The organism is Paenibacillus contaminans (assembly GCF_003285015.1).
GTDB classification, from domain to species: domain Bacteria; phylum Bacillota; class Bacilli; order Paenibacillales; family NBRC-103111; genus Paenibacillus_V; species Paenibacillus_V contaminans.
The window spans coordinates 16,655-29,204 of record NZ_QMFB01000053.1; the positions used below are offsets into that span (position 1 = coordinate 16,655).

Sequence of the window (12,550 nt, forward strand, 5' to 3'; positions counted from 1 at the left end):
CCCGGGAGGGGGATCCCATGCTAGCAAAAAGAATTATTCCATGTTTGGACGTGAAGGATGGGCGCGTCGTGAAGGGCGTTAACTTCGTCAACCTGCGCGATGCGGGCGATCCGGTGGAGCTTGCGGCTATATATGACCGCGAGGGAGCCGACGAGCTCGTCTTTCTCGATATTTCGGCTTCCGTCGAAGGGCGGGCGACGATGGTCGAGGTCGTCAAGCAGACGGCGGGCGAAATAACGATCCCGTTCACCGTCGGCGGCGGAATCTCATCCGTTGACGACATGAAACGGCTGCTGCGTGCGGGCGCCGATAAAATCGGAATCAATACGGCGGCGCTCAAAAACCCGCAGCTCGTTTCCGACGGCGCGCGCAAATTCGGTTCCCAGTGCATCGTCGTGGCGATCGACGCCAAGTACAACGAAGCTTGGGGCGAATGGGAAGTGTTTACGCACGGCGGCCGTAATGCGACCGGCATCAAAGCCCTCGAATGGGCAAAACGTGCCGAGGAGCTCGGAGCGGGCGAAATTTTGCTCACGAGCATGGATGCCGACGGCACGAAGGACGGGTTCGATATCAAGCTGACCCGCGCCGTTTCGGAATCGCTCGGCATTCCGGTTATCGCTTCCGGCGGAGCCGGGACGAAGGATCATTTCTACGACGTGTTTGCCGAGGGTAAAGCGGACGCCGGGCTGGCGGCAACTATTTTTCACTATAAAGAGCTGACGATCGAAGGGGTCAAAGACCACCTCAAACATAAAGGGGTTGAAATCCGATGACAGAGCATAACGAAAACGGCCGATCGGTAAGCGGCGATCAAGCGCTGGAGAACATCCGCTGGAATGCGGAAGGCCTCGTTCCCGCCATCGTGCAGGATGCGGCGAGCAAGGAAGTGCTCATGATGGCTTACATGAACCGGGAATCGCTTGAGCGGACGCTGAAATCGGGCGAAACTTGGTTCTGGAGCCGTTCACGCGGCGAATACTGGCACAAGGGCGCAACAAGCGGCAATACGCAGAAAGTCAATTCGATCGCATACGACTGCGACGCCGACACGCTGCTCGTTAAAGTGACGCCGAACGGTCCAGCATGCCATACGGGCGCCTATTCTTGCTTCTTCAACGAAATAGCGCTGAACGAGAGCGCAGGAGAGGCGGCAGCCGCGCCAAGCGGCTCGGACCGCTTTGCGATGCTGTCCAAGCTGGAATCGGTCATCGCGGAGCGTCACGCGGAGCGTCCGGAAGGCGCTTATACGACGTATTTGTTCGAGAAGGGCGTCGACAAAATTTTGAAAAAGGTCGGCGAAGAATCGGCTGAAGTCATTATCGCGGCGAAAAACAACGATAACGACGAATTGCGCTGCGAAGCAAGCGACCTCATTTTCCATCTCATGGTGCTGCTGCGCAACCAGCAGCTGCCGTTTGACGAAGTGCTGCGGGAGCTTGACAACCGCCACAACAAAAAGAAAAACGGCTGATCGGGCTGTTAAGCGAAAGAGGACTCTTACTGCGAGCGAAAGCGCCCAATCAGGCGGCTCTCGGGCCGGTGAGAGTCTTATTTTTGCTTAAGAGACGAGGCGGAAATTGTCGGATTAGCGAAGCCGGATAGGTTACGCAGAAGTTCTTATTCATTGCCCCCACCCGTGAGGTTATGAAGCGGTAAAATTTCCTTAAGGGGGATTTATTTCCTCTAGTAAGCGGAGGCGGAGGCCGCAAGCCGGCGCATGTCCCGCCAAGCGATGCAATATTGCCGAAATTGCCACATTTTCGCTGTCTAATAAGCGAACGCAGCCTTTTGAAAATCGGCTCCGAGAAGGTATAATAGAAGCTAGTGATTGAAATTCACCACCCGCGTTTAGAACGCATGGCTAAGCGCTTTGCAGAGGTTTCGATGCGGAGGGGGTCAATCTGCGTTTCGTTCGCGAAGACAGGAGCAGGCGTTCCGAGATTCGCGGTTTTTCGCAAAGATAGGGAAGGTTAGTTTCATTCCATACCGTGCTAATTTATTTATGCCAAACGGGTCGTCACTTGGGCGGCGAGGTTGTTTATGCTTAAGCGTCGTTATTGACGAAAGACTTTAGGAGGGTACCATGAATACTGGTCAATGCAAGATCTTTTCCGGCTCGTCGAATCCAAAGCTGGCGGAAAAAATTTGTAAGGAGATCGGAGTGCCGCTAGGCAAAATCAAGCTTTCGCGCTTTAAGAGCGGCGAGCATTACTGCTTGTTCGAGGAAACGATCCGCAACTGCGACGTATTCCTTGTTCAGACGTTTTCCAATCCGATCAACGAACATCTTGTCGAGCTTCTCGTTATGATGGACGCAGCGAAACGGGCGTCCGCGCGCACGATCAACCTGGTTATACCGTACTACGGCTATTCCAGACAAGAACGCAAAGCGGCGCCGCGCGAACCGATTTCCGCGAAAATGTTCGCTGACGTGTTGACTGCCGTTGGCGCGCACCGGGTCATTACGCTCGATTTGCATGCACCGGCCATTCAAGGATTTTTCAACATTCCGGTTGATCATCTGACTGCGCTTGACATGATCAGCGATCATATCAAAAGACAAAACATTCCGAATCCCGTCGTAGTCGCACCCGATGCCGGCGGCGTTACCCGTGCCGAAAATCTCGCCAACATTTTGCAAGCGCCGATTGCGATCATGTTCAAAAAGCGCTATGCGCATAACGAGGCGACAGTGACGCACGTCGTAGGCGATGTAGAAGGACGGACGCCGATCATATTCGAGGACTTGATCGATACCGGCACGACGATCGTCAACGTTGTCGAGAGCTTGAAGGAGCGGGGCGCCAACGACGTATATATTTGTGCGACGCATCCCGTGTTTTCCGGCCCTGCGCTGCAGCGTTTGGACCACCCGAACATTAAAGAAGCGATCATCACGGATTCGCTTCCGATCCCTGAGGACCATTCCGAGCGGTTTACCGTGCTTTCCGTAGCGCCGCTGCTTTCGAATGCGATCCGGATCATTATGGACGGCGGTTCGATCAGCTCGCTGTTTAAATATGGCGGCGTGTAATCGGAGGGCATCTGTGTTATACTGGGGCTGACAATGAAAGGAAGCGTGCAGGCAGCCCGTCCGCGGTATCGGACGGGACTTGCAGGTTTTCCCGATTGACGCGCGGTGCCGCATAATATGCGGCGCCGAAGGCGTTTATCCGGCTGCCGGAGGTGCCAACAAGATGGAAAAGAAAAAGCATGTGGCGAATCAGCCCAAGCAGAAAGTCGTATCTTTACAAATGGACGCCACGTTCTTTTTCGAAAGGGCCGTCCGGTCACTGGATCGGTTTCATTACGAAAAGGCGTTGAAATATTTTAGGCTGGCTGCCGAGTTCGAGCCGTCGAACCCGGTCAATCATTGCAATTTGGCGGGTATTTTGTCCGAAATGGGCAACTACGGGGAATCGAACCGCATTTTGCAGCAGATTCTGGATGAAGTCGATCCGACGATGACGGAGTGCCACTTCTATATGGCGAACAATTATGCCAATATGGAGCATTTCGAAGAGGCGGAGAAGGCGATCATTACGTATCTGGAGCAAGATGAGCACGGACAGTTCCTCGATGAAGCCGAAGAGATGGTCGAGCTGCTCAGCTTTGAATTGGAGCGCCCTGTGACGGTTACGTTCATTAAAAGCCGCGAAGGGCTGTTTGAGCATGACAAAGCCAGATCGATGCTTGAAGAAGGCAAGTTCGTAGAGGCGGTCCGCATTCTGCAGCGGCTTATTAAGAAGCATCCCGAATTTACCGCGGCGCGCAACAATTTGGCGCTGGCTTATTATTATATGGGCCAATTTGATAAGGCGCTGGAAACGATCCGGCAGGTGCTGGAGATGGATAGCGGCAACCTGCACGCGCTTTGTAATTTGGCTATTTTTTATCAGCATAACGGCTCGCGCGAGCAGCTGGACGAATTGCTCGACTTGCTCCGCAAGACGTATCCGTTCCATACGGATCATTTATTCAAGCTTGCTACGACGCTTGGCATTCTCGGCGAGCACGATGCGGCTCACCGGCTGTTCCGCAGACTGCTGAAGGCAGGCGGCGAGGCGAGCGGCGATCCGTGTCTGCACCACTACACCGCGGTATCGGCTTACAATACCGGACGCATGGAAACGGCCGAGAGGCTGTGGCGCCAGACGGAAAAGCTTGACCCGCAATCGGAAATTCCGCGGTTCTACTTGAGCATGATCGGCAAGCAAGAGCCTGCCGGCGAGCGCTCGTCGATCAGTTATCACTATCATTTGCCTTTCGAGGAGCAAATCCGGATGATCGAGCGAACGTCCGGAGGGATACCCGAGCAAATGCAGAGGGATCCGCTGGTGCGGTCTTCGTTCTTCTGGGCGCTGCGCCATGGCGATGCCGAGACGAAGCTGCAGGTGATTCAAGCGTTCGGCATCATTGCCGACAGCGAAGTGGAGGCGGCGCTGCGCGAGTTCGTGCAGGAGCCGGGCGAGGACGATTATTTGAAGAAGGTCGCGTTTTTCGTGCTCCGCAGCATCGGCGCAAGCGGTCCGCTGAAGGTCGTGCTTAACGGACGTACCAATGAAATGTCCGACAAGCCGCTCTCATCGACGCTTCCCGTGTGGGAGCCCAAATGGCAGATTATCGTAAATACGGCGCTCGGGCATATGGAGCAGCGATACGATATCATACAGCGGCATGATATGGAAACACTATGGGTGGAGTTCCTTACACGCGTATATCCCGATGTGCCGAAGCTCGGCAAAACGGAAGGCTGGGCGGCCGCGCTGGAATATTTGACGGCCAAGATGCACCGCCGGACCATTTCTTACGAGGAAGTGGCCTCCAGATACGGGACGTCGGTCGCAACCGTGAGCAAGCATGCGAAACGGATCGACCAGGCGTGCGGATTGAAGGAGAAGATGGACGCCATCTTCCCGAAATTCGCGAATATCATGAGGCAAAGCGGCGGGGACACGCAATAATCAAGTTCAAAGCCGACTTTTTGAGTTTATCGGAAAGCATATCGCGGAAGCGGCTATAAACCTGCGGTAAACGCCGGCGTCAAAGACACGGGAGCGTTTATCCTTGACACAGCTTACCAGACGAGGAGGAATGAACGATGTATAAAGCAGTTGTAGTTGGAACAGGGCCTGCCGGATTAACGGCGGCAATCTACTTGGCGAGAGCGAATCTGAATCCGCTTGTGATCGAAGGACCGGAGCCGGGCGGACAATTGACGACGACTACGGATGTAGAAAACTTCCCGGGTTTTCCCGACGGCATTATGGGACCCGAGCTTATGGATAACATGCGCAAGCAGGCCGAGCGCTTCGGCACGCAGTTCAAAAGCGGCTGGGTGAACAGCGTCGATCTGTCCAAACGCCCGTTTAAGCTTACCGTCGAAGGAATCGGCGAAATCGAAACGGAAACGCTCATTATTTCCACCGGCGCTTCGGCGAAATATTTGGGCATTCCCGGCGAGAAGGAAAACTTGGGCCGCGGCGTCAGCGCTTGCGCAACATGCGACGGATTTTTCTTCCGCAATAAGAAAATCATCGTGGTCGGCGGCGGAGATTCGGCTATGGAAGAAGCGAATTTCCTGACTCGTTTCGGCTCTGAGGTTCGTCTTGTACACCGCAGAGGCGAAATGCGCGCCTCCAAAATCATGCAGGACCGCGCCCGCGAAAATTCCAAAATCGTTTGGAGCCTGAACCGCACGCCGCTGGAAGTGATCTCCGGAGATAGAGGCGTAACGGGGCTGAAGGTGAAAAACAACGAAACCGGCGAAGAGGAATTGTTCGAAACCGACGGCTTGTTCGTGGCGATCGGCCATACGCCGAACACGGCATTTTTGAACGGGCAGCTGGAAACCGACGAGCTTGGTTATCTGGTAGTCAAGCCGGGAACTTCCGAAACGAATATTCCAGGCGTTTTCGCATGCGGAGACGTGCAGGATCATAAATACCGCCAAGCGATCACAGCTGCGGGAAGCGGATGTATGGCCGCTCTCGACTGTGAGAAGTTTCTGGAAGGAAACAGCGTGCAGGATTGGAGCAAGGCTCTCTAAAAAGCCCTGCGGCAAGCTAATTTACAAAAGACGGACCCGGTCATTCGGCTTGGTCCTCTTTTTATGAAGCGATGCCTGCAATCTTGACCTCGCCGTAGGGTTCGCTTATAGTGGGAACAGAAGTAATATAGGATCGAACACATAACTATTCGTTAGAGGTGAACGTGGATGTCGGGGAAAATTTACGTTGGCGTCGATATGGGCGGTACGAACATTAAGGTCGGCTTATGCGATGAGAATGGGCAATTGCTTCAAACATTCGAAGGGCCTACGGGTTCTGACGGTTCGGAGGCGGTGCTTACGCGCATAGCGGATTACGTACGGAAAATCGTGGCGGACTCCCCTTACGAGTGGGAACAGGTTGCGGGTATCGGCGCAGGGATCGCGGGCTTTATGGATATTCCTGAAGGCTTCGTCAAGCTGTCGCCCAATCTCGGATGGCGCAACGTACCCGTGAAGAAAACGCTCGAGGCCAAGCTGGGCAAGCCCGTCTCGATTGACAATGACGCTAACGTAGCGGCGCTTGGCGAGGCATGGAGCGGCGCGGGAGCCGGCATTCCGAACGTCGTGTGTTATACGCTTGGGACAGGCGTAGGCGGCGGCATTATTATAAACGGCAAAATTTATCAAGGCTCTACCGGAATGGCGGGCGAGCTTGGACATATGTCCATCGTACCGGACCTGGAAGCGATCAACTGCGGCTGCGGTCAAGTGGGCTGCTTGGAAACGGTATCGTCGGCGACCGGCATTATCCGTATGGCGAATGACGCGGTTGTCCGCGGAGATAAAACGACGCTTTCCCTGATCGAGAACATTACCGCCAAGGACGTATTCGATGCGGCCAAAAGCGGGGACGAAGCCTCGCTGCGTATCGTAAACCGCGCTGCTTATTATTTGGGGCGCTCGATGGCAGTGCTAGCGGTAATCGTCAATCCGCAGCGTTTCGTGATCGGCGGCGGCGTATCGAAGGCAGGCGATATTTTGTTCGACCCGATTCGCGAGATTTTTAAGAAGTATACGCCGGAAGCGGCACAGGAAGGCGTTGACATCGTGCCTGCCAAGCTGGGCAACGATGCGGGCATCGTAGGCGCGGCCGGTTTGAACTTGCGTTAAGCCATTCCTCAGGCTGATGAGGGAAAAGTGGGAACGGGGGGAGTCGGATGGAAGAGAATCATGCCTTAGCGAAGCTTGTCATCATTACCGGGATGTCTGGTGCGGGCAAAACGATTGCGGTGCAAAGTCTCGAGGATTTAGGTTTTTTCTGCGTCGACAATTTGCCGCCCGTCCTCATCCCGAAATTCGCCGAATTGATCGAGCAGTCCAACGGCAAAATCGGGAAAGTGGCGCTTGTAATCGATTTGCGCGGCAGGGAGTTTTTTACCGCGTTGACCGAATCGCTGCGTTATTTGAACGATAACTATACGTTGTCTTATGAAATCCTGTTTTTGGACGCGACTGATTCCGTGCTTGTACAGCGTTATAAGGAGAGCAGGCGCAGACATCCGCTTGCCAGCGACGGCGCTCCGCTCGAAGGCATCCTGCAGGAACGGAAGCTGCTGGAGGAACTGAAGGGCCTCGCCACACAAGTGGTTGATACGAGCAACCTGAAGCCGGCTAAGCTTAAGGAAACGATTATTTCCAGGTTTACGAATCTGGAGTCGGTCGGGATTAATGTCAATGTCATTTCATTCGGGTTCAAATACGGCATACCGATCGATGCGGATCTTATTTTTGACGTCCGCTTCTTGCCGAATCCGCATTATGTCGACAACCTCCGCCCGAATACGGGACAGGATCCGGAGGTTTACGACTACGTGATGAAGTGGCCCGAAACGCAGGAGTTTCTGACGAAGCTGCTCGACATGATGAACTTCCTCATCCCTCAATACATGAAGGAAGGCAAAAGTCAGGTAGTCGTCGGAATCGGCTGTACGGGCGGGAAACACCGTTCCGTTGCCATTGCTGAATATTTGGGTCGTGTGATCGGGAGCAGCGAAACGGAAAGGGTGCGGGTGAGTCACAGGGATTCCGACCGTGATCGCCGGTAAGAGGGTGAGAGGATGAGCGCACGGGAGAGGCCGCCTCGAATCGTCGTTATCGGCGGCGGCACCGGACTTTCGGTTATGCTTCGGGGATTGAAGGAAAAGCCGGTGGATATTACGGCGATCGTAACGGTTGCCGACGATGGCGGGAGCTCCGGTATTTTGCGCAATGAGCTGCAAATGCCGCCGCCCGGCGATATTCGCAGCGTATTAATAGCGCTGGCCGATGTAGAGCCTATGCTGTCCAAAATGCTGCAGCATCGTTTTCAGGCTGGGAATGGATTAGCCGGCCACAGCTTGGGCAACCTAATTTTGGCAGCGATGAAGGAGATTACGGGCGATTTCGTTTCCGGCATACGGGAGCTGAGCAGAGTGCTTGCGGTGCGGGGGCGCGTGCTGCCTGTTTCCGAGCAGCCGATCGTGCTGAAGGCGCTTATGGAGGACGGCTCTACAGTCGAGGGCGAGTCCAAAATACCGAAAGCAGGCGGACGCATCAAGCGGGTGTCGATCGAGCCTCCGGACGTCAAGCCGCTCGACGAAGCGCTTGAAGCGCTCGAGCAGGCCGACGCCATTTTGATGGGGCCGGGAAGCTTGTATACCAGTATCATTCCGAATTTGCTTGTGCCTGACATCGCCAGGAAAATTCTGGAGTCGAAGGCGGTCAAATTGTTTATTTGCAACGTGATGACGCAGCCGGGCGAGACGGATGACTATTCGGTAAGCGACCATTTGCAAGCGATTCATGAGCATATCGGCGTCCACTTGTTCGATTATGTGATCGTCAATAACGGCGAAATTCCTCCCCAGATTCAGCTCAAGTATGCGGAGAAAGGCGCCAAGGCGGTCCATCTCGACCTGGAGGAGGTATCGCGCCGGGGGTATCAGGTGGTGGCCGACAGGCTGGTTCTGTTCCGAACGTATTTGCGGCATGATGCCGAGAGGCTTAGCAATCATATTTATCAGCTGGTTGAAAACTGGATGGATAAGGAAAAGAGGTGAGTGCGGTGTCCTTTGCGGCGCAAACCAAAAAAGAATTGACGCTGGTCGAGACGGATGCGTGCTGCGAGAAGGCGGAGCTTTCCGCTATGATCCGCATGAACGGATCGGTTCAATTAACGAACCAGAAGGTCGTGCTCGACATTTCCACCGAAAACGCCGCAATTGCCCGACGCATCTACTCCTTGATTAAAAAAAGGTTTCAAATTCATACCGAGCTCCTTGTTCGCAAAAAAATGCGGTTGAAAAAGAACAACGTTTACATCGTCCGCGTGCCGAATCAGGTGCAGGCGATTTTGGCGGATCTGTCGATCGTATCCGAAGGGTTCCAGTTTACACCCGGCATCGAAAAAGGCATCGTCAAAAATCCGTGCTGCAAACGTGCGTATTTGCGAGGCGCCTTTATGGCGGGAGGCTCGGTCAATAATCCGGAGGGCTCCTCTTACCACTTGGAGATTGCCTCGATGTACGAGGAGCATTGTCAAGCGCTGGTGAAGCTGGCTAACCGTTTCGATCTGAATGCGAGGTTTATCGAGCGGAAGAAAGGCTTTATTTTCTACATCAAGGAAGGCGAGAAGATCATCGAGTTTCTTAGCCTAATCGGGGCGCATCAGGCGCTGCTCCGCTTCGAAGACGTACGCATCATGAAGGATATGCGCAATTCGGTCAATCGGATCGTCAACTGCGAAACGGCCAATTTGAATAAGACGATTGGGGCGGCTGTGCGTCAGATCGATAATATCCGGCTTTTGCAGAGGGAAGTCGGGCTCGAGAATTTGCCGGATAAGCTTCGTGAGGTGGCGGAGATTCGACTGAAGCATCCCGATATCAATTTGAAGGAGGTCGGCGATCTGTTGAAGGGCGCGGTGAGCAAATCGGGCGTCAATCACCGGCTTCGCAAGATCGATGAGATGGCGGAAAAGCTGCGAAATTCGTAGCGGGCTGAATGATTCAACCGTCGGTTCATTGGAACTAGTGTACAGACGTAAAAAATGTTATAATGGTGGAAAAACATCATCTCAACCCGTTCCGTCATCTGACATAATGGACTCGTAAACAAGTTTTAGGGGGTAAAGGTTCATGTCGAAACGACCCGTAGTCGTCAAGTTAAAAACAGGATTGCATGCGAGACCGGCAGCTTTGTTCGTTCAGGAAGCCAACAAATTTTCTTCCGAAATTTTTGTTGAGAAGGACGACAAGAAGGTGAATGCCAAGAGCATCATGGGCATTATGAGCCTCGCGATCAGCACCGGCACCGAAGTATACATAAGTGCGGAAGGTACGGACGCAGAACAGGCTGTAAACGCTTTAGTTTCCTTGGTTAGCAAAGAAGAGCTGGAAAACCAATAACGCGCAAGGCGCCGTGTACGAATACGCAACCTTTTCTATTCTCCCGCGTCTAACATCAAGGGGAGAACGGAGAAGGTTTTTTCGTATGCTCCCGCACATAGAGACACACAAAGAAGGAGCAGGAGAAGACCATGCACAAGAACAAATGGCTGGCTGCATTGCTGGTTGTCGCCATGCTGGCGATTGGCGGAGTCCCGCAAGCGCTGGCTGTATCGACAACTACGATGCAGGTTGCGCTGGATCTGGACAAACAAGAGGCGATCGTCAACGGAACCCAGACCCCGCTTGACGCAGCGCCGAAATTGATCGGTGACCTCGTTTACATTCCGCTTAAAGCGGTGGCTACGCTTTTCGACGTGAAGGTGGAGTGGAACAATGCGATCAAGCAGGTGGAGATGTCGCTGCCGCGCGTAAAGGTACAGTTCGATATCGATAACAAGCTGGTATCAATTAATAGCGTCGAGACGGCGTTCGATACGATTGCCGCGATGGACGGCGACAGACTGATGGTAAAGTTGAACTGGTTCGCCGATTTCATTGGAGCGAAGCAGGAGATTAACCCGATAAATCAGCAAATCAAGCTGGTATACGTAAAACAACCTGACGATCTTTATAACGAGGGGACCGACTCGAATGCGCCGGTTGCCAAGTTTACTTTCGGTAAATCCTCGTATCGGTTGGGCGAGCCCGTCAAATATGTCGATTTGAGCTACGATCCCGATGCGGAAGGAATTGCGAAGTACGAGTGGAAGGGGAAGAAGGAAGCCTTCTTTACGCCGGGCAAATATCCGATTTCCCTCAAAGTAACGGACTCCAAGGGGCATGTAAGCAAGGAATATACGCGTTATATTACGATCGACAATATTTCGTATTTGGATGAGTTTTCCTACAATATGTACAATAAAGAAGTAGGTACGCGGATCAGTCTGAAGAAAGACGGCAAAGTGGACTGGAGCCTCGTATGGGCGAAGTTCCAAAACCTGCCGATCATCCCTACGAAAGTGACGGAGGACCGTTCCCGTACGCTTATCGTAAGCGACAGCCCGGAGACGTTTACGGAGAAGGGTATTTTGTACCGCGAGCGTATTAACGGCAAAGCCCGGTTGTACGCCGATCACGTAAACGGCACGACGGAAAATATCCAGTTTGTCATTATGGCGAAAAATACGACGAATAAAACCGTGACCGTCAAAACGACGAATAAAGGCGAGGTATATCCGTCGATTTATGCGAATCTGATCGGACACGAAGCATCCGTAGACTTTATGCTTAACGATCCGGTCGACAAGGGACCGCTCGTCATTCCGCCGGGACAAAGTTATGTGTACTCGATGATGCCGGACTTCTACCCGGGTCAAGGCGTTAATCTGTTCTATGACGTCGAATCCGACGGCGAGGTGGAATATTCGTTCGTCGCGATGTCGAAGGTGGCGACCCCTTCAGAAGCGTCGCTCGCGCTGCTTAAGGAGCTCGATTTCAACGGCCACGTACGCGGCACGTTCCCGGTAGCGTCCAAAACGTGGAATCTCGATTTGAGCAGCTTTAAGACGACCTCGCGGATTACGATCGGCGACGGCGAAGTCGATCCGTTCGATAAAGGCTACGACAGACAGCGTAAGCAGGTCGTGCTCAACGAGGGCAACTACGGCATGATGTACAAAATCCACGCCGAGAAGCCGCGTAAAATGGTTGTCCTGCTCTTCTCGAAGGGCGGACCGTTCAAGGGGCCGTTCAAAATCAATGGCGAATTCGTTATGGCGCCGCCGTCGGGCGTTATCCAGGCGTTCGAGGAAGTCCAGGTGCTTGCGCGCACAACCGGTGACGAAGCTTCTCTGGACATCGAGTTTACGCCTCCGGCAGGCTCGGCGTTCCCGATTGATATTGTGTTTTATCCACTGGAGGAGTTGAAATAGCCGCTGGGGCTATGGTGAGAAGTGGCAAAGAAGAATAATCAATTTAAGCAACGAGGAAGGGTACATACCTCCGGGCCACTCTTGAAATCGTGAATCTGATTAGACTCAGAGGTAATTTCACGATTTCAAAGGCGGCACGTAAACTCCTCCAGTATGTACCCCTCCTCTTTTGCTGATTGTTTTATTTGACACCTTGT

11 protein-coding genes are annotated in these 12,550 nt (G+C 53.4%); all 11 read left to right on the forward strand.

From position 1 onward, the window contains the following. Nucleotides 1–17: 17 nt before the first annotated feature. Complete coding sequence (hisF, locus tag DQG23_RS40075) at nucleotides 18–776, forward strand: imidazole glycerol phosphate synthase subunit HisF (protein WP_113036664.1); 759 nt, start codon at nucleotides 18–20, stop codon at nucleotides 774–776. Then, nucleotides 773–1,474, forward strand: a complete 702-nt coding sequence (gene hisIE, locus DQG23_RS40080) for a bifunctional phosphoribosyl-AMP cyclohydrolase/phosphoribosyl-ATP diphosphatase HisIE (RefSeq protein ID WP_113036665.1) — start codon at nucleotides 773–775, stop codon at nucleotides 1,472–1,474. Before hisF ends, hisIE begins: the two co-directional genes overlap by 4 nt. 612 nt (nucleotides 1,475–2,086) lie before the next feature. Further along, nucleotides 2,087–3,037, forward strand: coding sequence for a ribose-phosphate diphosphokinase (locus DQG23_RS40085; protein ID WP_113036666.1), 951 nt, complete (start codon nucleotides 2,087–2,089; stop codon nucleotides 3,035–3,037). Nucleotides 3,038–3,200: 163 nt separating this feature from the next. After that, entirely contained in the window at nucleotides 3,201–4,967 is a 1,767-nt protein-coding gene (locus DQG23_RS40090) for a tetratricopeptide repeat protein (protein ID WP_113036667.1), read from the forward strand. Between the two features lie 137 nt (nucleotides 4,968–5,104). Beyond that, a complete protein-coding gene (gene trxB / locus DQG23_RS40095) occupies nucleotides 5,105–6,052 on the forward strand; it encodes a thioredoxin-disulfide reductase (RefSeq protein ID WP_113036668.1) in 948 nt (315 codons plus the stop codon). Nucleotides 6,053–6,220: 168 nt separating this feature from the next. Further along, nucleotides 6,221–7,165, forward strand: a complete 945-nt coding sequence (locus DQG23_RS40100) for an ROK family glucokinase (RefSeq protein WP_113036669.1) — start codon at nucleotides 6,221–6,223, stop codon at nucleotides 7,163–7,165. 47 nt (nucleotides 7,166–7,212) lie between these two features. After that, the gene (rapZ, locus tag DQG23_RS40105; protein WP_113036670.1) at nucleotides 7,213–8,100 is read left to right on the forward strand and encodes an RNase adapter RapZ; all 888 of its coding nucleotides are present in this window, start codon (nucleotides 7,213–7,215) and stop codon (nucleotides 8,098–8,100) included. 12 nt (nucleotides 8,101–8,112) lie between these two features. Then, entirely contained in the window at nucleotides 8,113–9,093 is a 981-nt protein-coding gene (locus tag DQG23_RS40110) for a gluconeogenesis factor YvcK family protein (protein ID WP_113036671.1), read from the forward strand. Nucleotides 9,094–9,098: 5 nt separating this feature from the next. Continuing rightward, the gene (gene whiA, locus DQG23_RS40115) at nucleotides 9,099–10,028 is read left to right on the forward strand and encodes a DNA-binding protein WhiA (protein WP_113036672.1); all 930 of its coding nucleotides are present in this window, start codon (nucleotides 9,099–9,101) and stop codon (nucleotides 10,026–10,028) included. Between the two features lie 142 nt (nucleotides 10,029–10,170). Next, nucleotides 10,171–10,440 carry an HPr family phosphocarrier protein gene (locus DQG23_RS40120; RefSeq protein ID WP_113036673.1) on the forward strand — a complete coding sequence of 90 codons (270 nt, stop codon included), beginning with the start codon at nucleotides 10,171–10,173 and terminating at the stop codon, nucleotides 10,438–10,440. A gap of 131 nt (nucleotides 10,441–10,571) precedes the next feature. Next, nucleotides 10,572–12,353: a stalk domain-containing protein gene (locus DQG23_RS40125; protein ID WP_113036674.1), complete on the forward strand. Its 1,782-nt coding sequence runs from the start codon at nucleotides 10,572–10,574 to the stop codon at nucleotides 12,351–12,353. The last annotated feature ends 197 nt before the right edge of the window (nucleotides 12,354–12,550 follow it).

Coding starts and splice junctions, on each gene's coding strand:
- hisF (WP_113036664.1), top strand. CDS start 18: ATGCTAGCAAAAAGAATTATTCCATGTTTGGACGTGAAGGATGGGCGC.
- hisIE (WP_113036665.1), top strand. CDS start 773: ATGACAGAGCATAACGAAAACGGCCGATCGGTAAGCGGCGATCAAGCG.
- DQG23_RS40085 (WP_113036666.1), top strand. CDS start 2,087: ATGAATACTGGTCAATGCAAGATCTTTTCCGGCTCGTCGAATCCAAAG.
- DQG23_RS40090 (WP_113036667.1), top strand. CDS start 3,201: ATGGAAAAGAAAAAGCATGTGGCGAATCAGCCCAAGCAGAAAGTCGTA.
- trxB (WP_113036668.1), top strand. CDS start 5,105: ATGTATAAAGCAGTTGTAGTTGGAACAGGGCCTGCCGGATTAACGGCG.
- DQG23_RS40100 (WP_113036669.1), top strand. CDS start 6,221: ATGTCGGGGAAAATTTACGTTGGCGTCGATATGGGCGGTACGAACATT.
- rapZ (WP_113036670.1), top strand. CDS start 7,213: ATGGAAGAGAATCATGCCTTAGCGAAGCTTGTCATCATTACCGGGATG.
- DQG23_RS40110 (WP_113036671.1), top strand. CDS start 8,113: ATGAGCGCACGGGAGAGGCCGCCTCGAATCGTCGTTATCGGCGGCGGC.
- DQG23_RS40120 (WP_113036673.1), top strand. CDS start 10,171: ATGTCGAAACGACCCGTAGTCGTCAAGTTAAAAACAGGATTGCATGCG.
- DQG23_RS40125 (WP_113036674.1), top strand. CDS start 10,572: ATGCACAAGAACAAATGGCTGGCTGCATTGCTGGTTGTCGCCATGCTG.